Annotated in this window: 20 protein-coding genes; 7 read left to right on the forward strand and 13 right to left on the reverse strand. The window is 64.4% G+C overall.

The features are described 5' to 3' along the window. On the forward strand, positions 1-675 hold the full coding sequence (locus tag MESCI2_RS0115240; protein WP_027037341.1) for a cysteine hydrolase family protein: 675 nt from the start codon (positions 1-3) through the stop codon (positions 673-675). A 234-nt stretch (positions 676-909) separates the two neighbouring features. On the opposite strand, the gene MESCI2_RS0115245 is transcribed toward MESCI2_RS0115240, so the two are convergent. After that, positions 910-1,851: an LLM class flavin-dependent oxidoreductase gene (locus MESCI2_RS0115245; protein ID WP_027037342.1), complete on the reverse strand. Its 942-nt coding sequence runs from the start codon at positions 1,849-1,851 to the stop codon at positions 910-912. 140 nt (positions 1,852-1,991) lie between these two features. Further along, complete coding sequence (locus MESCI2_RS1000000136855; protein ID WP_081738744.1) at positions 1,992-2,147, reverse strand: hypothetical protein; 156 nt, start codon at positions 2,145-2,147, stop codon at positions 1,992-1,994. A gap of 290 nt (positions 2,148-2,437) precedes the next feature. On the opposite strand from MESCI2_RS1000000136855, the gene MESCI2_RS0115255 reads away from it, so the two are divergent. Next, positions 2,438-3,205, forward strand: coding sequence for an SDR family NAD(P)-dependent oxidoreductase (locus MESCI2_RS0115255; RefSeq protein WP_024504731.1), 768 nt, complete (start codon positions 2,438-2,440; stop codon positions 3,203-3,205). Positions 3,206-3,416: 211 nt separating this feature from the next. Here the strand turns inward: MESCI2_RS0115255 and MESCI2_RS0115260 are convergent, their stop codons facing one another. The 7 genes from MESCI2_RS0115260 to MESCI2_RS0115290 form a co-directional block, all read right to left on the reverse strand. Further along, a complete protein-coding gene (locus MESCI2_RS0115260) occupies positions 3,417-4,361 on the reverse strand; it encodes an ABC transporter permease (RefSeq protein WP_027037343.1) in 945 nt (314 codons plus the stop codon). Continuing rightward, entirely contained in the window at positions 4,358-5,413 is a 1,056-nt protein-coding gene (locus MESCI2_RS0115265) for an ABC transporter permease (protein WP_027037344.1), read from the reverse strand. The genes MESCI2_RS0115260 and MESCI2_RS0115265 overlap by 4 nt, the downstream gene beginning before the upstream one ends. Next, entirely contained in the window at positions 5,413-6,924 is a 1,512-nt protein-coding gene (locus MESCI2_RS0115270; RefSeq protein ID WP_027037345.1) for an ABC transporter ATP-binding protein, read from the reverse strand. Before MESCI2_RS0115270 ends, MESCI2_RS0115265 begins: the two co-directional genes overlap by 1 nt. 272 nt (positions 6,925-7,196) lie before the next feature. Next, positions 7,197-8,228: a BMP family protein gene (locus MESCI2_RS0115275; RefSeq protein WP_027037346.1), complete on the reverse strand. Its 1,032-nt coding sequence runs from the start codon at positions 8,226-8,228 to the stop codon at positions 7,197-7,199. A 153-nt stretch (positions 8,229-8,381) separates the two neighbouring features. Continuing rightward, positions 8,382-9,587: a 3-oxoadipyl-CoA thiolase gene (pcaF, locus tag MESCI2_RS0115280; protein ID WP_027037347.1), complete on the reverse strand. Its 1,206-nt coding sequence runs from the start codon at positions 9,585-9,587 to the stop codon at positions 8,382-8,384. Between the two features lies 1 nt (position 9,588). Continuing rightward, on the reverse strand, positions 9,589-10,389 hold the full coding sequence (locus MESCI2_RS0115285; RefSeq protein ID WP_027037348.1) for a CoA-transferase subunit beta: 801 nt from the start codon (positions 10,387-10,389) through the stop codon (positions 9,589-9,591). Continuing rightward, positions 10,386-11,243, reverse strand: a complete 858-nt coding sequence (locus MESCI2_RS0115290) for a CoA transferase subunit A (protein ID WP_027037349.1) — start codon at positions 11,241-11,243, stop codon at positions 10,386-10,388. Before MESCI2_RS0115290 ends, MESCI2_RS0115285 begins: the two co-directional genes overlap by 4 nt. Before the next feature lie 119 nt (positions 11,244-11,362). On the opposite strand from MESCI2_RS0115290, the gene MESCI2_RS0115295 reads away from it, so the two are divergent. Continuing rightward, on the forward strand, positions 11,363-12,133 hold the full coding sequence (locus tag MESCI2_RS0115295) for an IclR family transcriptional regulator domain-containing protein (protein WP_027037350.1): 771 nt from the start codon (positions 11,363-11,365) through the stop codon (positions 12,131-12,133). Positions 12,134-12,335: 202 nt separating this feature from the next. Here MESCI2_RS0115295 and MESCI2_RS0115300 read toward each other — a convergent pair whose 3' ends face one another. From MESCI2_RS0115300 to MESCI2_RS0115315, 4 genes are read right to left on the reverse strand one after another with little or no spacing between them, the layout of a single operon-like run. Further along, on the reverse strand, positions 12,336-13,637 hold the full coding sequence (locus MESCI2_RS0115300; RefSeq protein ID WP_027037351.1) for an NAD(P)/FAD-dependent oxidoreductase: 1,302 nt from the start codon (positions 13,635-13,637) through the stop codon (positions 12,336-12,338). 2 nt (positions 13,638-13,639) lie between these two features. After that, entirely contained in the window at positions 13,640-15,019 is a 1,380-nt protein-coding gene (locus MESCI2_RS0115305) for a glutamine synthetase family protein (protein WP_027037352.1), read from the reverse strand. 5 nt (positions 15,020-15,024) lie between these two features. Next, positions 15,025-16,308 carry a glycosyltransferase gene (locus MESCI2_RS0115310; protein WP_027037353.1) on the reverse strand — a complete coding sequence of 428 codons (1,284 nt, stop codon included), beginning with the start codon at positions 16,306-16,308 and terminating at the stop codon, positions 15,025-15,027. Between the two features lie 10 nt (positions 16,309-16,318). After that, positions 16,319-17,479: a GntR family transcriptional regulator gene (locus MESCI2_RS0115315; RefSeq protein WP_245270343.1), complete on the reverse strand. Its 1,161-nt coding sequence runs from the start codon at positions 17,477-17,479 to the stop codon at positions 16,319-16,321. 18 nt (positions 17,480-17,497) lie between these two features. On the opposite strand from MESCI2_RS0115315, the gene MESCI2_RS0115320 reads away from it, so the two are divergent. The 4 genes from MESCI2_RS0115320 to MESCI2_RS0115335 all read left to right on the forward strand — a co-directional run bounded on the left by MESCI2_RS0115320 (position 17,498) and on the right by MESCI2_RS0115335 (position 21,825). Continuing rightward, on the forward strand, positions 17,498-18,562 hold the full coding sequence (locus tag MESCI2_RS0115320) for a polyamine ABC transporter substrate-binding protein (RefSeq protein WP_027037355.1): 1,065 nt from the start codon (positions 17,498-17,500) through the stop codon (positions 18,560-18,562). A gap of 375 nt (positions 18,563-18,937) precedes the next feature. Continuing rightward, a complete protein-coding gene (locus MESCI2_RS0115325) occupies positions 18,938-19,780 on the forward strand; it encodes an ABC transporter permease (protein WP_032900816.1) in 843 nt (280 codons plus the stop codon). A gap of 183 nt (positions 19,781-19,963) precedes the next feature. Then, the gene (locus MESCI2_RS0115330; RefSeq protein WP_027037357.1) at positions 19,964-20,755 is read left to right on the forward strand and encodes an ABC transporter permease; all 792 of its coding nucleotides are present in this window, start codon (positions 19,964-19,966) and stop codon (positions 20,753-20,755) included. Then, on the forward strand, positions 20,752-21,825 hold the full coding sequence (locus MESCI2_RS0115335; protein WP_027037358.1) for an ABC transporter ATP-binding protein: 1,074 nt from the start codon (positions 20,752-20,754) through the stop codon (positions 21,823-21,825). Before MESCI2_RS0115330 ends, MESCI2_RS0115335 begins: the two co-directional genes overlap by 4 nt. Positions 21,826-21,836 lie beyond the last annotated feature (11 nt).

The following is a 21,836-nucleotide window of genomic DNA, read 5'->3' on the forward strand; positions in this document are numbered from 1 at the left end:
ATGATCAAGGCAACGCCCTTCGACTTTCCCTATGACGGCAGGCTGGTGGCCGAAAACACCGCGCTTGTTGTCATCGACCTGCAGCAGGATTTCCTGTCGACGACGGGCTACTTCGCCAGGCAGGGCTATGACCCGTCGCCTCTGAGGGCGATCCTGCCGACGGTGAGCCGGCTGATCGCGGCCGCGCGCAAGGCCGGCGTCAGGGTCATCCACACGAGGCAGGGCTATCGGGCCGACATGGCCGATATGACGCCTTACGAAAAATGGCGCCGCAAGCGTGCCGGTCTCGAGGGCACCGATATCCTGCTGCGCTCGGGCAAGGGATTCCAGATCGTTCCGGAGATCGACGTGGCACCGCACGACATCATCGTCGACAAGACCTGCAACAGTGCCTTCACCTACACGGATTTCGAACACGTGCTGCGCGCACAAGGCATCACGCATCTCATGTTTTCCGGATGCACGACGGATGTCTGCGTGCACACCACGCTGCGCGAAGCCTGCGACCGCAACTTTCAATGCCTGACGATTTCCGATGCCTGCGCCAGCGGCGACAGACAAGCCCATGAAGGCGCGCTTCACATGGTGACGGTGGAGGACGGCGTCTTCGGCGTGCTGACAGATTCGAGCGCTGTCATTGAAGGCCTGTCGCGGCTGTCGGGCATGGCGAGTTAGAGCGCCAAGATCAATGCCGGCGGGACAGCACCCCCCTCTGGCCTGCCGGACATCTCCCCCGCAAGGAGGGAGATTGGCTGTCATCTCGGCTTTCACTAATCGCACCGTGGCAAGACGAGCGCTGCGGGTGAAGCTGTCGATCTCCCCCCTTGCGGGGGAGATGTCCGACAGGACAGAGGGGGGTGTGAAGCATCTCGGCGTTACCGGAATAGCTTTCATTCCGTAGGCCAGAACTCAACCCGTTGCGCGCGTCTCCAATCCTGCACGAGACGCATATGCCCCAGGCTGGAATGCCTCGTGTTCGCGACGCGCCAGCGAATTGCGCAGCAGGGCGATCGTTTCCCGGCCGAGCGTTGCGATCTCGCGTGGCGTGTCGACGCCGACAATCATGAATTCATCGATCCCGAGAGCCGCATAGGCAAGCAGCGACAGGGCGGCCTGGGCTGGCGGCCCGGCAACATCGACCGCCTTGTGGCCGGAGGCGGAAGCACCCTGGTGAATCCCGACCGGAAGCGCGAAGCGCAGCTTGCCGGCCCGGCCATGTTCGGGGGCGGAGCGGCGTACCCGCTCCATCAATTGCCTGATCTCGTCGATCGAGCCCGGCGCCAATTCAAAGACATCGGCATGCCGGCCGGCAACTTTGAGTGCCGTTCCGGACTGCCCGCCCATGCGGATGACCAGGTCGGCGCCGTGCGGTCCCTTGCGCGGCACATAGCCGCCCTTGATGCTGTAGAACGTTCCTTCGTGGTCGAAGGGCCGGTCGTTCGACCACAGCCGCTTCAGCAGCACCAGATATTCGTCTATGCGCTGCCAGATGACGGTGTGCCCGACCGGCCGTGTTTCGGCGTCGGCATCGCTCAGCGGCTCGCTGATCATTCTCAGCGCCAGGCGCCCGCCGCTTTTCCTGTCGATCGACGCCAGTTGGCGGGCCGCCACGGTCGGTTCGACCACACCCGCCCAATGGGTGAGCACGACTTCCAGCGACGAGGTGCGGTCGAGCACCTGGGCCGCAAGATCCATGTTGGTCAGCAGTCCGGCCGAATCGTCGACGACGATCTTGCGGAAGCCGCCATCCTCGATCAGCCCGAGCTTGGTCGCGGTCTCGGCAAAGTCGTAGAAAAAGGGAACCGCGGCGTCGGCGGTCTTGCCGGGAATATGCGTGAACTCGATCGGCATTGCCATGTCCTCCGTTTCTGGAAGCGCTGATGCGGTGAAATTCGAATTACAGCCGCGCGAAAGCACGCCGATGATTCGGTTCATTCAACTCCGATTGCCTGTAAGCGGTGGGGGCAGCTAACCCCGGTCGATCTGACGACTCAGGGAATAAGACCCAGAACAACGGCCCCGGTGAACACGAACGCAAGGGCAAAGACGAGATAGGCGAAAGCCCCGGCATAGGCCGGGCGAAAGGCCTGGGCATTGGCCGCCCGCTGACCGCTCCGATCCGTCTGGGCGTTCTGGATATAGGACATATCGACCTCCGTCTCGGCGATTAATCTATAAAACTGGTAGACTTTGTCGATTGCTATTTTTTGGCCAAAGATAGAATAATTTTCTCCTGTGACGCTGAAAATTGGTAGGCACTTGCTTAGAGCGCGCGCTCGGACGGCCGATCCATATGGCGCGTCCGTTTTCGCTTCTGGGTCCGAATGGACCTATGGCCTGGCCCTCGCTGCACTGAATTCGTGGATTGGCCGCCCGGCGCGGGCGCGGTAGCATCGCCCAACCAACCAAGCGAAATCGTCACACAGGGGGCAGAAGAATGGGCACAAGACTGGCCGGCAAGGTCGCCATCATTTCGGGCGGCGCGACGGGAATGGGCGGAGCGGCCTCGGAATTGTTCGCCGCCGAAGGCGCCAAGGTGGCGATCATCGACCGCAACGGCGAGGCGGCCGCCGCCACGGCGGCGACAATCAGGGCGCGCGGCCATGTCGCCGAGCATTTTGTCGCCGACGTCTCCGACGAGGCACAAGTCGAAGCGGCCGTGAAGGGTGCTATCGAAAAACTCGGGCCCATCACCGTGCTGTTCAACCACGCCGGCACCATCGTCATCAAACCCTTCCTGGAGACGACGGTCCAGGAATGGGACTGGCTGCATGCCGTCAATGTGCGCTCGATGTTCCTCATGACGCGCGCCGTGCTGCCCGGCATGATTGCGGCCGGCGGCGGCTCGATCGTCTGCACCTCGTCGATCTCGGCGGTGGCGGCGACTCCTAATGAAGTGCTCTACGACACCACCAAGGGCGCCTGCCACATGTTCGCCCGCGCCATCGCCGTCGAGTTCCGCGACCGCAACATCCGCTGCAACGCGGTCTGCCCCGGCTTCATCCGCACGCCGCACGGCCTGCGCGAGGTTGCCGACCTCGGCAGGCTCGGCGTCGACGTCTCGGACGCAGCACTGGCCGCGCAGCAGGGCCGCATCGGCGAGCCGGAAGAGGTGGCGAGGGCAGCGCTCTACCTGGCCAGCGACGAGTCGAGCTTCGTCAACGGCACGCATCTGTTCGTCGATAATGGTTTTACGGCGATGTGAAACGCTCAAAGGAGGCGCGAACTTGGCAGGATGCGGGTTCCTCGCCCCCACGAAGATGGGGGAGAGGTGGCTCGGCGAAGCCGAGACGGAGAGGGGGAATGGCTCGACCTTGCCGTGCTTCGGCGACAACTCGCCACCGTCGCAGGCCCCTCTCCGACCGCTTCGCGGCCACCTCTCCCCCGCTTTGCGGGGGCGAGGAACCCAAGCTTTGCTACCGCTCTTCCCTTCGAAACGGCTTGAGCAGCGCCGAGGGCGCCACCGCATTGCGCGACATCACCGCCATGGCGACGATGGTGAAGATGAAGGGCAGCATCAGGAACGCCTCGTAGGGGATGTGTCCGAGCCCGCTGGCCTGCATGCGCAGTTGCAAGGCATCGACGAAGGCGAACAGCAGCGCGGCACCCGCCGAGCGCCACGGATCCCAGCGGCCGAACACGACCAGCGCGATCGCCACCCAGCCGCGCCCCGACACCACGCCGAAGGTGAAGGCGTTGAACTGCGCCATCGACAGGAAGGCGCCGGCAAGCCCCATCAGCGCACCGCCGAGGATGACCGCCTGGAAGCGCGTGGCGATGACGCTGACACCGGCCGAATCGGCGGCGCGCGGGTTTTCGCCGACCATGCGCACCGACAGGCCCCATGGCGTGCGGTAGAGCACGAAGGCGGCCACCGGGATGGCCAGGATCGCCATGTAGACCAGCGCAAACTGGTTGAACACCGCCGGCCCGAGCACCGGAATGTCGGAGAGGATCGGGATCGGCAGTGTCTGAAAACCCTTGATGTTCGGCGGCACCGACTGCTGGCCGAAGATCAGCCGGTAGAGGAAATAGGCGAGGCCCGACGAGAACAACGTCACGCCGATGCCGCAGACATGCTGGCTGAGGCCGAGCACCACCGTGAACAGCGCATGCAGCGCGCCCATCAGCATGCCGGTCAGCACTGCCGCCAGCACGCCGAGCCACAGGCTGCCGCTGAGGCTGGCAGCGGTGAAGCCGGTCATCGCCGACAACAGCATGATGCCTTCGATGCCGAGATTGAGCACGCCGGCCCGCTCGGAAAACATTTCGCCGAGCGTCGCAAAAGCCAGCGGCGTGGCGATGCGGATGATCGCGGCCAGGAAGCCGACCTGAAAGATCTGTTCGAACACCGCGCTCATCGGGCAACCCCGACGCGGCGTATGCGATAGGCGGTGAACAGCAGCGCCACCAGCATGGCAAGCAGCGCCGTCCCCTGGATGACATCGCTGAGGAAGGCCGGTACGCCGGTCGCCCGCGACATCGCCTCGGCGCCGGTCATCACGGCGGCTAGGAAGATCGCCGCCGGCACCACGCCGAGCGGATTGAGCCGCGCCAGCATGGCAACGACGATGCCGGAATAGCCGTAGCCCGGCGAGATGTCGCTCATCACCTGAAAGTGCACGCCGCCGACCTCGCTGACGCCGGCCAACCCAGCCAGCGCACCGGACAGCAGCGCCGTCGAGATCAGCACGCGCTCGACATGGATGCCGCCATATCTGGCGGCTTCCGGATTTTCGCCGGTGACCCTGATCCTGAAGCCGAGCGTCGTGCGCACGATCAGGAACCAGATCAGCGGCGCCGCGATCAGCGCCGCGACGACGCCGAGATGCAGCCTTGTGCCTTCGAGCAGCACCGGGAAATTGGCCGAATCCTCGATCGGCGGCGAGATCGGATAGCCGCTGAAGGAGTCCTTCCACGGTCCTTCGATCAGCGCCATCAGCGCGTAATAGATGACCGAGTTGAGCAGCAGCGAACTGACGACATCGTCGACCTTGAATTTTACCCTGAGCGTCGCCGGCACCAGCGCGACTGCGGCTCCCGCTGCGGCGCCGGCCACCGCCATCAAGACCATGGCGAGCGGCCCCGGCATTGGGATGGCGCCGACAAAGCAGCTGGCCACCGCGCCGGCAAGCAATTGCCCTTCGGCGCCGATGTTCCAGAATTTTGCCCGGAAGGCGACCGCGACCGCCAGTCCGGTGAAGATCATAGGCGTGGCGCGCACCATCGTTTCGGTGATCGCGTAGCTGTCGCCCAGCGATGCCGTGAACATCACGCCATAGGCTTCGAGCACGCCGGCGCCGGCCAGCGCAATCAGGCCGCTACACAAGATGAGCGTTGCTCCGATCGCCAGCAATGGCAGAGCGAAGTTGAACCAGGTCGGCGTCGAGCTGCGGACCTCCAGGCGAAACATCAGCTGTGGCCCTCCGCCCCGGTCATCATCAGGCCGAGCCGCGCGATCGTCGCATCGGCGCTGTCCAGCGTGCCGACGATGCGGCCCTCATACATCACCGCGATGCGGTCGCAGAGCACCAGCAGCTCTTCTAGATCCTCGCCGATGACGACAATGCCGCAGCCCTTGGTCCGCATGTCGAGGAATTTTTCGTGGATGAAGCGGGCGGCACCGATGTCGAGTCCTCGCGTTGGCTGCGAGACAACGAGCACCTTCGGATCGAAGGCAAGCTCGCGTGCCAACAACGCCTTCTGCAGATTGCCGCCGGACAATGCGCCGGCCCGGGTCATCGGCCCGGGGCACCTGATATCATAGGCCTTGATCTGCTCTTCCGCAAAGGCGCGGATCGCATCCGGCTTGAGCAGGCCCTTGCTGCTGAACGCTGCGGTGCCGATTCGCGGCAGCACCATCGAATCGGCGAGCGGCAGATTAGTCACCAGCCCTGTGGTCATGCGGTCTTCCGGGATACGTCCGAGCCCGAGCGCCTGCACCTCGCGCGGCGAAAACCGTGAGACCTTTTGGCCGGCAATCGTCATCCGTCCGGCATCGGGCGCCCGCACGCCGGAGATCACCTCCGCCAGCGCCCGCTGGCCATTGCCCGACACTCCGGCAATGCCGAGGATTTCGCCGGCACGAACGACAAGCGATATGTCGCGCAGCGCCGTGCCCGAATGATGCGAGGTTGAGATACCTTCGAGTGTCAGCACTGCCACACCCGGCGCCGATGGTCCCCGCGCCGGCGGCACGATCTCATGGCCGCACATCAGTTGCGCCATTGCGGACGACGTCGTGTTGGCGGGATCGTCGACCCGGCCGGCAACGCGGCCATGCCGCAGCACCGTGCAGCGATGCGTCAGCGCCCGCACCTCGTTGAGCTTGTGCGAGATGAAGATGATGCCGAGACCTTGCGCCGCCATAGAACGCAACGCCGAAAACAGCCCGTCGACCTCGCTTGGCGCCAGCACCGCCGTCGGCTCGTCGAGGATCAGCAGCCTGGCGCCACGAAACAGCGCCTTGACGATTTCGAGCCGCTGCTGCTCGCCGACCGACAGCGCCGAGACCGGCAGGTCCGGGTCAAGCGCCAGTCCATGCTGGCGGCCGATCTCGGCCAGCCGCGCCAGCCCGCCGGCGCGGTCGATCCGTCCTGTCTTGCCGGGGATGCCGATCAAAAGGTTTTCCAGCACAGTCAGCCGCGGCGCGAGGTGAAAATGCTGGTGCACCATGCCGATGCCGGCGGCCAGCGCATCGGCGGAACTGGTGATCCTGACCGGCTTGCCCTGGATGAGTATCTCTCCGGCGTCGGGCGCATAGGCGCCGAACAGCACATTCATCAGCGTCGTCTTGCCGGCGCCGTTCTCGCCGAGCAACCCCAGGATTTCGCCTGGCGCGACGCTGAGATCGACGGCCTCGTTCGCCTTGACGGCGCCGAAGCTCTTGGTGATGCCGCGCATTTCGATGAGGGGGGCGGGCAAGGGTGCTCCTCGGAGAGATGGCGCGGTTCTTTCACGCTCCCCCTTGTGGGGTGAGAAGTGTCCGCGCAGCGGGCGAAAAGCCAATTGCTTGGCTTTTCGAACTTCGAACGCCCTGAGCCTGCGAAGGGCCGGGCTGACAACTGGCGAGCCTGCCGGGTCCCCGCTGCTTCGCAGCGTCCCAGCGTTCGCTTGGCCTTTCATCGTGCCACTGGCACGATGAATTCGCCTGCGGCGAACCGGTCGCTCACCCCCACAAGGGGGAGGGTGAAAGATCAATCCGAAACCGGCGTATTCTCGTCCACATCCACCCGGAAATTGCCTTCCAGAATCTCCGCCTTCTTCTTTTCGACCAGGTCCTTGACGTCCGCCGGCAGCGTCTTGTCGAACTTGTGGTAGGGCGCCAGATGCGAGCCGCCCTTGGCCATGCGCGAGAAATCGCCATAGTCCTGCGCGGTGAAGACGCCGGCCCTGACCAGCTTGATCGCCTGCTCGACCGTCGGATACATGTCCCAGACCGGGCCGGTGATCACCGTGTCGGGGCCGAGGCTCGACTGGTCGGACATGTTGGAGATGGCAAGGATCTTCTTGTCCACCGCCGCTTCGATGACGCCGAAGCGCTCGGCATAGATGACGTCGACACCGGCGTCGATCTGCGCGACAGCCGCTTCCTTGGCCTTGGGCGGATCGAAGAACGAGCCGATAAAGGCGACCTTCTTCTTGATGTTGGGGTTGACCTCCCTGGCGCCGGCGAAGAAGGCGTTGACCAGCCGGTTGACTTCCGGAATGCCCATCGCCGCGACGGCGCCGATCGTGCCCGACTTCGACATCTTGCCGGCGATCAGCCCGGAGAGATAGGCCGGCTCGTGGATCCAGTTGTCGAAGACGCCGAAATTGGGTTCCGCCGGCCCGGCACCGGAGCCGAACAGCCAGGCGGTCTTCGGGAATTGCTTGGCGGTGCGGCGCGATTCACGCTCGGCGGCGAAGGCATCGCCAAGCACCAGCTCATAGCCGCCTTGCGCATATTCGCGCATGACGCGGCTGAAATCGGCGGTCTGCACCTTCTCGGACCATTTGTATTCGATGCCGAGTTCCTTCTCGGCCCTCTGCAAGGCGACATGGATCTGGTTGTCCCACGGCTCCTCGATCGGCGTGGCGAAGATCGCCGCCACCTTCAGCTTCTTGTCCGCCGCGAAGGCTGCGCCTGGCAATATCGCTGCCGCCAAACCGAGCGCGCCCAGCTCCAGCACATTGCGTCGCGAAAGCCCTTCGCGTTTTATCTGCGATTTATTGTTCCGGTTTTCCATTGCATTCCCCTCTGTTCGACAGCCGTGTCGAGCCGGCTGTTCGTGAAAATGTCAGACAGGGAAGTATGGAACGACGCCAGACTTTTGTCCACGTGGTCAAATTTGAACCGCGCACCGGATTCTTGATCTTAGCCGGCCGAGAGTGGGTGCCGGTCAGGCCCGTTCGAGCGCGATCGCGATGCCCTGGCCGACGCCGATGCACATGGTTGCCAGCGCATAGCGGCCACCACGCTCGCGCAGCTCCAGCGCCGCAGTGCCGGATATGCGGGCACCCGACATGCCCAAGGGATGGCCAAGCGCGATGGCGCCGCCATTCGGGTTGACGTGTTCCGCATCCTCGGCAATGCCGAGCTGGCGCAATACGGCGATGCCTTGCGAGGCAAAGGCTTCGTTGAGCTCGATGACATCGAACTGTTTTGGTGTCAGCCCAAGCCGCGCGCAGAGTTTTTGCGTCGCCGGCACTGGGCCGATGCCCATGATGCGCGGCGCCACCCCCGCGGCGGCCCCGCCGAGAATGCGGGCGATCGGCGTCAGCCCATACTTTTTCACCGCTGCTTCCGAGGCAACGATCAGCGCCGCCGCCCCGTCATTGACGCCGGAGGCATTGCCTGCCGTCACCGTGCCGCCTTGCCGGAACGGCGTCGGCAGCTTGGCCAGCGCCTCGACCGTTGAGCCCGCGCGCGGATGCTCGTCCTTCGAGATCACCACCGCATCGCCCTTGCGCTGCGGGATGGTCACTGGGGTGATCTCCTTCGCCAGCCTTCCATTGGCTTGTGCCGCGACAGTCTTGTCCTGGCTGCGCACGGCAAAGGCGTCCTGGTCGGTCCGCGACACCGAAAAATCCTCGGCGACGTTCTCGCCGGTCTCCGGCATCGAATCGACGCCATACTGCTTCTTCATCAGCGGGTTGACGAAGCGCCAGCCTATGGTGGTGTCGTAAATCTCGGCATTGCGCGAGAACGCCGTGTCGGCCTTGGGCATGACGAAGGGTGCGCGGCTCATCGATTCGACGCCGCCCGCGACCATCAGCTCCGCCTCGCCGGCCTTGATGGCGCGCGCTGCGATGGTCAGCGCATCCATGCCGGAGCCGCACAGGCGGTTGACGGTCGAGCCCGGCATCTCCTTCGGCAAGCCTGCCAGCAGCAGCGCCATGCGCGCCACGTTGCGGTTGTCCTCGCCGGCCTGGTTGGCGCAGCCGTAGACGACATCGTCGACAGCCTGCCAGTCGATGCCGGCATTGCGCTCCACCAATGCCCTCAGCGGTATCGCGCCAAGATCGTCTGATCGTACCGAAGACAGCGAGCCGCCAAAGCGGCCGATCGGCGTGCGGATGTAATCGCAGATATAGGCCTCGGCCATGTCATGCAGCCTTTGCTTTTCCGGTTCCCTCATGCGCCGCCTTGGTGCGGGCCTGCAGGTCGCGCAATGTCTTGAGTTCGAGTTCGCTTGGCGCCGGCGTTTCGTCAAGCGCCTCGGCGAACTTAACCACCCAGCCACAGGTGTCCTGCACCTGCTGGCGCGTGACGCCGGGATGCAGCGACACGACCGTGAATTCCTTGCTCACCGGATCCGGCTTCCAGATGGCGAGGTCGGTGATCAGCAAGGTCGGGCCTGCAGTGTCGATGCCAAGCCGTTTTCGATGGTCACCACCCTCGCCATGGCCGAAGGAGGTGAAGAAGTCGATCTTCTCGACCATGCCGCGCTTGGTCTGCGCCATGGTGATGTAGATCTCCTTCGACGACGTCGCGATCTCCGGCGCGCCGCCGCCGCCCGGCAGCCTGGTCTTAGGATGGAAATAGTCGCCGATAACCGTGGTGTTGATGTTGCCGAACTTGTCGAGTTGGGCCGCACCGAGGAAGCCGATCGAGATGCGGCCGCCCTGAAGCCAGTAGCGGAACATCTCCGGCACCGCGACGGTGGTGATGGCGGTCTCGCACAATTCACCATCGCCGATCGACAACGGCAGCACATCGGGCGCGGTGCCGATCGTGCCGCTCTCGTAAATCAGGGTGATGTCAGGCGCATGCGTCAGCCGCGCCACATTGCAGGCGGCTGACGGCGCGCCGATGCCGACGAAGCAGACATCGTCATTGCGCAGCGCGCGACTGGCGGCGATGGTCATCATCTCGTTGGGGGTGAAGCCCAAAGAATTGTCGCTCATGCCGCTTTCCTCAAATGCTCGACACGGGCCTCGAAATCGCCGGCACTCTTCTCGATGACATTGGCCTGCATCCACGCCTGGAATTTGTCGCGGTCGGCGGCGATCTCGTCCCATTCCAGATAGGCGGCATTGTCGCGCGCATAATAGCCATGCGCGTAAGACGGATGCGAGCCGCCGGGCACCACCGATATCGCCGCGATCGTCCAGCGCGGCAGCACGGTCAGATTGGGATGAAGATCGTCGAAATTGTCGACCACTTCCTCGACCGTCACCACCGCGCGCCTGGCCGCCAGCACGGCTTCCTTCTGGATGCCGATGATGCCTTCGATTAGCACATTGCCTTTCCGATCGGCCTTCTGCGCATGGATGAAAGTTACGTCAGGCCGGATCGAGGGGACAGCCGCCAGCACCTCGCCGGTGAACGGACAGGTCACCGACTTGATGTTCGGATTGACCGCTGCCAGCCCAGCACCGCGATAGCCGCGAAACACCGCGCAGGGCAGGCCGGCAGCACCCGCTTCATAGGCATTGGCCATGCCGGCATGGCTGTGCTCCTCGATTTCGAGTGAGCGCGGAAAACCGTTCTCGATGGCATCACGGGCGCGCCGCAGCAGGCCGACGCCGGGATTGCCGACATAGGAGAAGATGATTTTCTTCGCCATGCCCATGCCGATCATCTGGTCGTAGATCAGGTCCGGCGTCATGCGGATCAGTGTCAGGTCGCGAAACCCCTGGCGGATCGCCTCATGCGCAGCCGCCGTCGGGATCAGATGGGTGAAGCCCTCGAAGGCGACCGTGTCGCCACTGTTCAGGTTCTCCGAAACAGCCTGTTTGAGCGGCAGGAACTTGACCATCGCATCGGCTCCGGATTCAGAAAGTTCGTATTGCGAACACATGTTTTGTATGCGATACTTTCTACGCTGGGCGAGGTGTAGAGTCAATCCGGACGCCGATGCCGCTCCGCGGAGACAAGATGAACGAAGAGGCTGTTTCCCGTGATCATGTCGGCTCGCTTGAACGCGGCCTTGCCGTCATGGAGATCCTGGCCCGCCAGCCCTCCGGGATGACGCTGACCGAAATGGCCGAGGCGGCGGGCCTGACCCGCGCCGGTGCCCGCCGTTTTCTGCTGACGCTTGTCGCCACCGGCTATGCGACACAGGTTGGTCGCCTGTTTTCGCTTTCGCCGCGCCTGCTGACGGTTGCCCGCACCTGGCTCGGCGGCGCCTCGCTATGGGCCTTCGCCGCGCCCATCATGCAGGCTGTGGCAGCACAACTAAACGAGGCTTGCTCGGCGGCGATCCTATCGGGTGAGGATGTCGTCTATGTCGCCCGCATTCCCGGCCGCCGCATCCTCAGCGTGTCGCTCGACGTCGGCACCAGGCTGCCGGCCTACTGCACCTCGATGGGACGCATCCTGCTTGCCGGCCTGACATCAGGCGAACTCGAGACATTCCTCGGTCAGGCGACCATCGAGAGGCGGACGCCGAAGACGATCACCGATATCACACTGCTGGCCGGCGCCGTCGGCAAGGCGAAGGCCGACGGCTTTGCCATCGTCGATGAGGAACTGGAGCTCGGCCTGCGCTCGATCGCCGTGCCGATCCGCGACCGGGCGGAGCGCACGGTCGCGGCCATCAACGTCTCGACCCAGTCGGCGCGATTTTCGGTCGCGGAGATGGAGCGGGAGATCCTGCCCGCGCTGCTGGAGGCCAGGCAGCGCATCGAGGATTTTTTCGTGGTTTAGCAGTCACACATGAGCAAGTGCCCCTCACCCGGATTGCCAACCGAATTGCAAAGGGCAATTCGGGACAATCCGACCTCTCCCCGAGGGGAGAGGAGATCGCCAGCGTTGATGACAGCCTCTTCTCCCCTCGGGGAGAAGGTGGCCGCGAAGCGGCCGGATGTGGGGGCCTCTCATACGCGATGGCCCATCTGACGAACGCTCCTCAATGCTTGATCCGATCCCGCATCGCGTACCAAAGCATGCCCAGCACATAGAGCGGACCGCGCAGTGCCGTCCCACCCGGGAACGGCATCGGCGTCAGCGTCGAGAACAAATCTAGCCGCGAGGCGTCACCTGTGATCGCTTCGGCCAGCAGCTTGCCAGACAGCGTCGACAGGATGACGCCCTTGCCGGAATAGCCATGCGCGAAATAGACCTCGCCATAGTGCCCGACATGCGGCAGCCTGGATGTCGTCACCGACACCAGCCCGCCCCAGGCGTGATCAATGCGACAGCCCTGAAGTTGCGGGAAGGTCTTCTCCATGTGCGGCCGCACGAAGCCGGCGATGTCGGCCGGCGGTGACGGCGTGTAGCGTTCGCCACCGCCGAACAGCAGCCGACCATCGGCTGACATGCGATAGTAATTGACGACGAAGCGCGTGTCGGACACCGCGACATTGGCCGGGATGACATTGCGCTTGCCCTCCAGCGGCTCGGTGGCAACGATGTAGTTGCCGACCGGCATGATGCGGCTGTTGACGCGCGGCTCCAGCCCATGGAGCAGAGCGTCACCCGCCAGCACGACATGTCTGGCGCGCACCGAACCGTTTGCCGTCGAGACCCGGATCGAAGGCTCGCGCTCCAGTTTCACGGCCACCGAATTCTCATGGATGGTGACGCCCGCAGCAACCGCGGCGCGGGCAAGGCCGAGCGTGTAGTTCAGCGGATGCATGTGGCCGCCGAGCGGCTCATACATCGCGCCATGATATGATGTGTCGACCTTGGCTCGGGCTTCAGCCGCCGACAGCATTTCGGCATGCGGAAATTTCATCACCGTGGCCAGACACTCGGCCTCTTCCTCGAGATCCCTGAGGTCGGAGCCGTTGACCGCACCGACCAGGTGGCCGGTCAGCCTGAGATCGCAATCGATGGCATGGCGCTCGATGATGTCGAGCACCAGCCCGCGCGCCTCGAAGGCAAGATCGAACAGCGCCTTTGCCCGCTCGGGCCCGTAGAGCTTGACCAGTCCCTTGGCGCCCTTGCGCAGGCCGGGGATCATCTGGCCGCCATTGCGCCCCGAGGCGCCCCAGCCGATCTTGCCGCCTTCGAGAAGCACCACCTTCAGCCCGCGCTCGGCTGCGTGAAGGGCGGCCGACAGGCCGGTGCAGCCTCCGCCGACGACCACCAGGTCGGCTTCGGCATCGCCGACAAGCGCCGGATGGTTCGGCGCCGGATTGGCGGTGGCGACATAATGGGATTTGCCGATATCGAGGCCCGAATTGAACCCCGTTGAACTGGAAGCCATGATCACACCTTCAGCAGAAGGTGGTCGCGTTCCCAGCTCGTCACCACGCCCTGGAACAGATCGAGCTCCACGCTCTTGACGCGCAGATAGGTCTGGAAGAAATCCTCGCCGAGCAGTTCCCGCACCGGCTCACATGCCTCGAAACGGTCCAGCGACTCCTCCATGGTTTTCGGCAGCGTGCTCTTGATCTTGTAGGCATTGCCCGACGCTTCGGCCGAGCGCGCCAGTCTCTGTTCGACGCCGAGATAGCCGGCGAGAAGCGAGCCGGCGATCGCCAGGTAAGGATTGGAATCAGCACCCGGCAACCGGTTCTCCACCCGCCGCGCGGAGCGGCCGCCGGCCGGCACGCGCAACCCGCAGGAGCGGTTGTCGTGCGACCACTCGATGTTGGCCGGCGCACTGTGGTTCGGCCTTATGCGGCGGAACGAGTTCACGTTCGGCGCAAACAGCGGCATGATTTCCGGGACATATTTCTGCAGGCCGCCGATGAAGTGGCCGAACATTGCGGTGTCGGCATCGTCGCTGCCGGCAAACAGCGTCCTGCCGGCCTCGTCGATGACCGACATGTGCAGATGCATCGAGCTTCCCGCCTGCGCGGCGATCGGCTTGGCCATGAAGGTCGCGTGCATGCCGCTCTGCTGCGCGGCCTGGCGCGTCAGCCGCTTGAACAGCAGCACCTTGTCGGCCAGCGGCAGCGCATCGCCATGCAGGAAGTTGATTTCCAGCTGCGCCGTACCCGATTCATGGATCAGCGTGTCGAGCGGCAGGCCGGCCGCCGCCGCATAGTCGTAGATGCGCCGGATCACCGGCTCGAACTCCTCGAGCGCGGCCATGTCATAGGGATGCTGCACGGTCTCGGCTCGACCATTGGCGCCGACCGGCGCGGTCAGCGGCTGATCCGGATCGGGATTGGGCGCGGTGAGATAGAACTCCAACTCGGGTGCTACCACCGCCCGCCAGCCGCGCCTGGCGTAGAGATCGAGCACGGCCCTGAGCACATGCCGCGGCGAGGCCATCCAGGGCCGGCCGTCCATATGGAACGCATCGGCGAAGACATAGGCCTTGCCGGGAGCGGCGCCGGGCGCCAGGCAGAGCGTCGAGACGTCAGGCACCATGCGCATGTCGGGGTCCGAATAGGCAAAGCCCTCGTCGACCGAACCGGAATAGCGGCCGTCGATGCTGACCAGGAAGGCGCTGCTCGGCAGGTAGAGCGCGCGGTCTTCAAGCGCCTGGAGGAATTTGGCCGTCGGCAAGGCCTTGCCGCGCAGGACGCCGTTCATATCGGGCACCAGGCACTCGACTTCGTTGATCCCGTGGCGGGCCAGCCAGGCCTTGGCATCGCTGCCGCTGGAGAGTGAGATGTTCGTATCGTTGTCAGGCATTTCGTTTATGTCCGTATCAGGGAGAGTATGGCTTGCGCGGCCACATCCGTTCCCGGTTTCAGCGCCATTTGGGCTGCATTGTCCTTCAGGCGGGCGCGCATGGCGTCATCGGCCAACAGGCCGAGAATGGCTTTCTCCAATACCCCTTCGGTCCATGCATCACGGCCGATATGGTCACCGACGCCCGTCTCTCCGGCGCGGCGGGCATTGTCGTGTCCGTCCCAGCAATAGGGCATGATCAGCGACGGCACGCCGAAGCGCAGCGCCTCGCAAAAGCTGTTGTTGCCGCCGTGATGGATGAACAGGTCCGACTTCGCCACCACCGATGGCTGCGGAAACCAGGCGTCGAGATAGACATTGTCCGGCACCGCGCGGTAGGCGTCGCGCAGGCCGCCGACATTGACGATGAAGCGCGCCGGCAGCCTGTCGAACACCGACAGCATCCGCTCGATCAGCCCGACATCCATGGCGCCGAGGCTGCCGAAGCTGACATAGACCAGCGGCCCGCCATTGCGCGGAAAAACCGGCACCTCGAATGGCCCTTCCGAGCGCACGCAGCCTTCGAGATAGACGAAGCGCATGGGGTCGAGCGGCTCGGCGCGCTCGCGACGCACGATCGACGGCGTCAGCAGCAGATTGAGGTCGGGCGACGTCTCGAGGAACTGACCTTTTGGCAGCGGCGCCAGGCCGGCATCCGCCCGAAAGCGGTTGAAGCGGTCATGCGCCGGTGCTGAGGCACTGAGATAGCGGGCCTCGAACGCCGCGCGTTGCGGGTCATCCGCGCCAAGCCCCGATAGGTAGGGCGGCACATTGGTGTCCGGCAGCTCGGTCTCGGCGCAGGAGACGACACGCACCCAGGGACAGCCGGCGGCGGCGATCGCCGGGAACATGATGACATTGTCGAGCACCACCGCATCCGGCTTCAGCCGCGCCAGCAATTGGCGCAGCGGCGCCTCGGCATTGACCGCGGTGTCGACGATCGCCTGCCAGGTCGGCGCGACATAGGTTTCCAGCTGGTCGACCGGGCTCAGCCTAAAATGCGGCAGGTGCCTGCGCACGAAGGCCTGCCAGTAGCTCTGGCGTTCGCTGTCGCTCAGCGGCTCGTCGGTCGGCAGCTGGTATTCCTGGAAACCATAGTCGGCAAAGACGCCGGAAAAGCCGGCATGGCAGATGAAGACCGGCCGGGCTCCCTTGGCACGCAATGCCTGGGCGATGCCGACGCAATTCAACGCCGCGCCGAAACTGGCTTCGGGGAACAGCGCGATGGTCGGGCTGGCTTTACGCGTCAATTAATCCTCGTCAATCCGGCCGGCTGATCATGCCGAACAGCGCGGGCGCCCCGCGGCTAGCCGCTTGCGGTCGCTGGTTGCGGGAAAGCCGCAGGTGGATGCGAAGCAGATCGGCCGCCACCTCATACTGCAGGCTTTCAAGATGGTCGAGTATAACAAGGTGTTCGCGCAGCGATTGCCGCAAGCGGAAGACGTTGACGCCGGTATAGATGCCCGGCAGCCGGCGCAGCCTGAGATGATCGGCGAGCGCGTCGGCAACGAAGCGGTTGGCGCAGCCTTCGGCGAGCATGCCGTGAAAATCGATGTCCAGCCGCTGGAACTCGCGTGTGTCGAAGGCCGCGTCCGGCAGCGCCACCAGCGCCTCCATACTCTGGCGCAACGTCGCCGCCCGCGCGCCGTCCAGCCGGAAGCCCGGCGTCAGGATGGCCGCGGGCTCCAGCAGCAGACGGAACTCATAGCTGTCGCCTTGCGCCTCTGGATCGTCGGGGGTGCGCCGAAACAGCCAGGACTGGCCAGGCGCTCGGTCCAACAAATTCTCTTCGGTCAGTTTGTTAAGTGCTTTTAGTACCGTCTTGCGCTCAGCGCTGTAGCGCCGCATCAGCCCCGCGACGGTCACCGTCTGGTCCAGCCGCCGTGCCGACCGGTCGCGCAGGATCGCCTCGGCCAGCTCATCCTCCTCCGTGGCGGGTAATTCCGTGGCGACTGAAGCCTGCGCGGTGAGGTCGATCGCCAAGTGATAGCCGGAATCCGCCTCCCAGCGTACGACGCCCCGCTCCGCAAGCAGGCCGAGAGCGGCCCGCACCGGCGTGCGCGAGACATTGCACAGCGAGGCGATCTGCTGTTCCGGCAAGCGTGCGCCGGGCTCGAAACCGCGCTGCCGCGCCACATCCAGGATGCGTTGCGCCAGATCGAGATGGTTGGTGCGAGGTCGTCGGGCCGCGGCTTGCATGGCTGGTCCAGTGGAAAACGAGATGACCGTATCGATTTGACCGATCGCCAGCACGGACGCAATCGGCCAGATTCCACGATCGCCTACCAAATTATGGATTGACGTACTTTTTTCTGCAATAGTACTGTCACGACAATCGGCGAGAAAAAGACCGAGGGAACGGGATCGAGGCAGCGGCAAAGGTCGCAAGCGTTGGTCCGGCGAATGCAATTCGACGATCAACCGGAATGGGAGTCTGTCATGACCGCTACCAGCCTGCGGCGCCGTGCGCTGAAAACATCTTCGATCGCACTTGGCCTGGCCTTGGCGCTGTCCGCGCCGGCGATGGCTGCCGACCTCGTCATTTCCAACTGGGACGGCTACATGGCATCAGACGCCATGGCCGCCTTCAAGACCGCCACTGGCGTGTCGGGCGAAGTGGTGGTGCACGCCACCAATGAAGAGATCATGGGCAAGCTCATCGCCGCCGGCGGCAAGGGCTATGACGTGGTCTTCGTTTCTTCGCCCTTCGCCGAGGTGCTGAACAAGCTCGGCCTGACCGAGCCGATCGACCACGCCAAGATCCCGAACCTGGCCAATCTCTATCCAGAGGCAACCAAGCTACCGCACGATGTCGGCAATGCATTCTCCGTGCCCTACACCTGGGGCACCACCGGCCTCTGCTACCGCTCGGACCTGGTCAAGACAGCGCCGACCAGCTGGAGCGACCTGCTCGCCCCTTCCGAGGACCTCAAGGGCAAGACCACCATGCTGGCGACCGACCGCTGGCTGCTGGCCGCCGGCCAGCTCGGCAAGGGCTATTCGGTCAACGAAACCGACCCGGCCAAGATGGCCGAGGTCAAGGACCGGCTGATCTCGGCCAAGAAAACCCTGCTCGCCTATGACGACACCACCTTCTATTCCAAGCTGGTGTCCGGCGAGGCGCTGATGGTGCAGGCATGGGACGGCTGGTGCAATTACGGCATCGCCGAAAAGCCCGAGATCAAATACGTCATTCCCAAGGAAGGCTCCGACCTCTGGGTTGACACGATGGTGGTGATGAAGGCCTCCGCCAGCAAGGATGCCGCCTTCCAGTTCATCAACTTCATGCTCGACGCCAAGAACCACGCCTGGGCGGCGCAGAACATCGACTACAAGGTGCCGAACAAGCCGGCCATGGAAAGCCTGCCGGCTGATTTCCTGGCCAAATTCCCCAACATGGCGATGCCTGTGGCCGACCTCGTCAAGTTCGAGCAGTTGCGTGACGTCGGCGACGCCCAGCGCGACTATTCGAAGATCGTCAGCGAGATCAAGGCGGCGCAGTAGAGACTGTTCCAACAGCATCTTGGAATCAAGCTTGCGTTCCGTGTCGCCCCCCTCTGGCCTGCCGGCCATCTGCCCCTTAGCGGGGGAGATTCGCTGGGTTGTGGCCTGTCGCCAATCTCCAGCGCAGCACCCCCTCATCCGGCCGTTTCGCGGCCACCTTCTCCCCGTGGGGGAGAAGAGGAAAGCGCCGGCGCCAGCGACCCCCTCTCCCCTCGGGGAGAGGTCGGATTGCCCCGAATTGCCCTTCGCAATTCGGTTGGCAATCCGGGTGAGGGGGCAACTGCCCGAACATCATTTCGATGTCCTTGAAGAGACTGGCAGGGCAGAGGGGGGCACTCCTCCGTGAAGTACGCCCCCTCCCGCTCCTCCCTCCTGATGGCCCCGGCCCTGGCCTGGCTCGCGGCCTTGATGGTGGTGCCGTGCGCGCTGGTGCTGGCGCTCGCCTTCTTCCGGCGCGGCATCTATGGCGGCATCGAATACACCTTCACGCTGGAGAATTTCGGCCTGGTCTTCGACCCGCTCTATGCCGGCATTTTCCTCAACTCCGCGCGCATCGCCGGCACCGCGACGCTGGTCGCGGTGGTGATCGGCTATGCCGCCGCCTACGCCATCGCAGCCGCCCCGCGCCGGTGGCAGCCGGTATTCCTGTTCTTCGCCGTGCTGCCGTTCTGGTCCAACTACCTGATCCGCACCTATGCCTGGATCGTGCTGCTCAACCGCGAAGGCCTGATCACCCAGCTGCTGCGCTGGTTCGGCTACACCGGCGAGCCACCATCGATGCTCTATACGGAAGGCGCGGTTATTGCCGGTCTGGTCTACAACTACCTCCCCTTCGTCATCCTTGCCTGCTACGCGCCGCTGTCCCGCCTCAACCCGGAACTGGCCGAAGCCTCGCGTGACCTCGGCGCTTCGGCAGCCACCACATTCCGGCGTGTCATCCTGCCGCTGACCGTGCCCGGCATTGCCGCCGGTGCGGTGTTCGTCTTCGTGCTGTCTATCGGCAATTTCGTCACGCCCGCGCTGCTCGGCGGCGGCCGCTTCCAGATGATCGGCAACCTCGTCTACGACCAGTTCCTGACCGCCAATGACTGGCCGTTCGGCGCCGCGCTTGCCATGGCGCTGATCGCCATCATGTTGCTGGTGCTTATGGCGCAGGCGCTGGCTGCCAATCGCGCCTCGGGTCACGCCTCGCAGGCCGGCGGAGACACCGATGGCTGAGCGCTCCTTCTTTCCCTTCTCCCCGTTCGCGGGGAGAAGATGCCCCGAAGGGGCGGATGAGGGGCGGCGCCACCCTTTGCGATGCTCAGCGCTGCCCCTCATCTGCCTACCGGCATCTTCTCCCCGTAAACGGGGAGAAGGACGCTGGCCGCTTGCTCGCCACTCTACTTTCAGGCGGCAGCGATGAACCAATCTCTTACCCGCACTTTCGGCATGCGGACGATCCTCGTTCTCGTCTTCGCCTTCCTCTACATCCCGATCGCCGTGCTGGTGGCGCTGTCCTTCAACGAAGGCGGGTTGCCGACGGCATGGTCGGGCTTTTCACTGAAATGGTATGTCTCGCTGGCCTCGAACAGCGCCATTCTCTCCGCCGCGCTCAACACGCTGATCGTGGCGCTGGTCTCGACCGCGATCGCCACTCTGCTCGGCACGCTGCTGGCGATCGGCATCGAGATGCGTCGGCAGTACGGCAAGGGCCTCGAAGCGCTGATCTTCGCGCCGATGATTATCCCGGACATCGTGCTGGCGATCGCGCTGCTGTCGTTCTTCTCCATGCTCAACCTGACCATGGGCCTGCACACCATCATCTTTGCCCATGTCGTCTTCAACCTCGCCTTCGTCTGCTCGGTGGTGCGTGCGCGGCTGAAGAGCTTCGACTGGTCGATCGTCGAGGCCTCCGCCGATCTCGGCGCCTCCGCGCTCACCACCTTCAGGCGGGTGACATTGCCGGTCATCGCGCCGGCGGTCATCGCCGGTGCGCTGCTCGCCTTCACGCTCTCGGTCGACGAGTTCATCATTGCCTTCTTCACCGCCGGCGCCGGCCGCGCTTCGACGACGCTGCCGATGCAGATCTACGCGATGATCCGCTTCGGCATCACGCCGGAGATCAATGCGCTGGCGACCATCGTCATGGCGGTCTCGATCACCGCGCTGACCCTGTCGCAGCGGCTCAACCGTGGGATCATAGGCCAATGAGCGAACCGCGCACGCTGCTGGCCATCGACAAGGTGTCGAAGAATTTCGGCCGGGTGACGGCCGTCGACGGCATCTCGCTCGACATAAGGGAGAACGAGTTCTTCGCGCTGCTCGGACCGTCCGGCTGCGGCAAGACCACGCTGCTGCGCATGCTGGCCGGTTTCGAGACGCCCAATGACGGGCGCATCCTGCTCGACGGACGCGACATCGCCAAGATCCCGCCCAACAAGCGGCCGGTCAATCTGATGTTCCAATCCTATGCGCTGTTTCCGCATATGAGCGTCCGCGCCAATGTCTCCTACGGCCTGGAGATGGAGCGCTTGCCGGCGCCAGAAATCCGCTCCCGCGTGGACGCCATTCTGGCGACGACCGAACTCGCCCCCTTCGCCGACCGCAAGCCGGAGCAACTGTCGGGCGGCCAGAAGCAGCGCGTGGCGCTCGCCCGTGCGCTGGTCAAGCGGCCACGGCTGCTGCTGCTCGACGAGCCGCTCGGCGCGCTCGACAAGAAGCTGCGCGGCGCCATGCAACTGGAATTGAAGCGCCTGCAGCATGAGGTCGGCATCACCTTCGTCATCGTCACCCACGACCAGGAAGAATCGCTTGTGATGGCCGACCGCATGGCGGTGCTCAAGGACGGCAAGCTGCTGCAATGCGACACCCCGCACGCGATCTATGAGCATCCGGCCGACCGTTTCGTCGCCGACTTCATCGGCGTGATGAATTTTGTGCCGGGCAAGGCCGCCACCGATGGGGTTGTCGCCGCGAATGGCGCGCGAATATCCGGCAAGGTTCCAGCAACGCTCTCGCCCGGCGCATCCGCTGTCGCGTCGGTGCGGCCGGAGCGCATCCGGCTGTTCCCGGAAGCTCAGACCGTCAACCGCACCACCGGCACGGTCGAGGCGCTGGCCTATCAGGGGCTCGACCTGCAGCTGCATGTCCGCACGCCCCTGTCGCCAAAACCATTCCTGGTGCGCGTCACCGCGGATGCTGCCGATCGCCGGCCGGTTTTGTCAGGCGACCGGGTCGAACTCGGCTGGGATGCCGCCGATGTCAGAATTTTCGCAGAATGACAGGAGAAGCC

Source organism: Mesorhizobium ciceri WSM4083, assembly GCF_000519305.1.
GTDB classification, from domain to species: Bacteria; Pseudomonadota; Alphaproteobacteria; order Rhizobiales; family Rhizobiaceae; genus Mesorhizobium; species Mesorhizobium ciceri_B.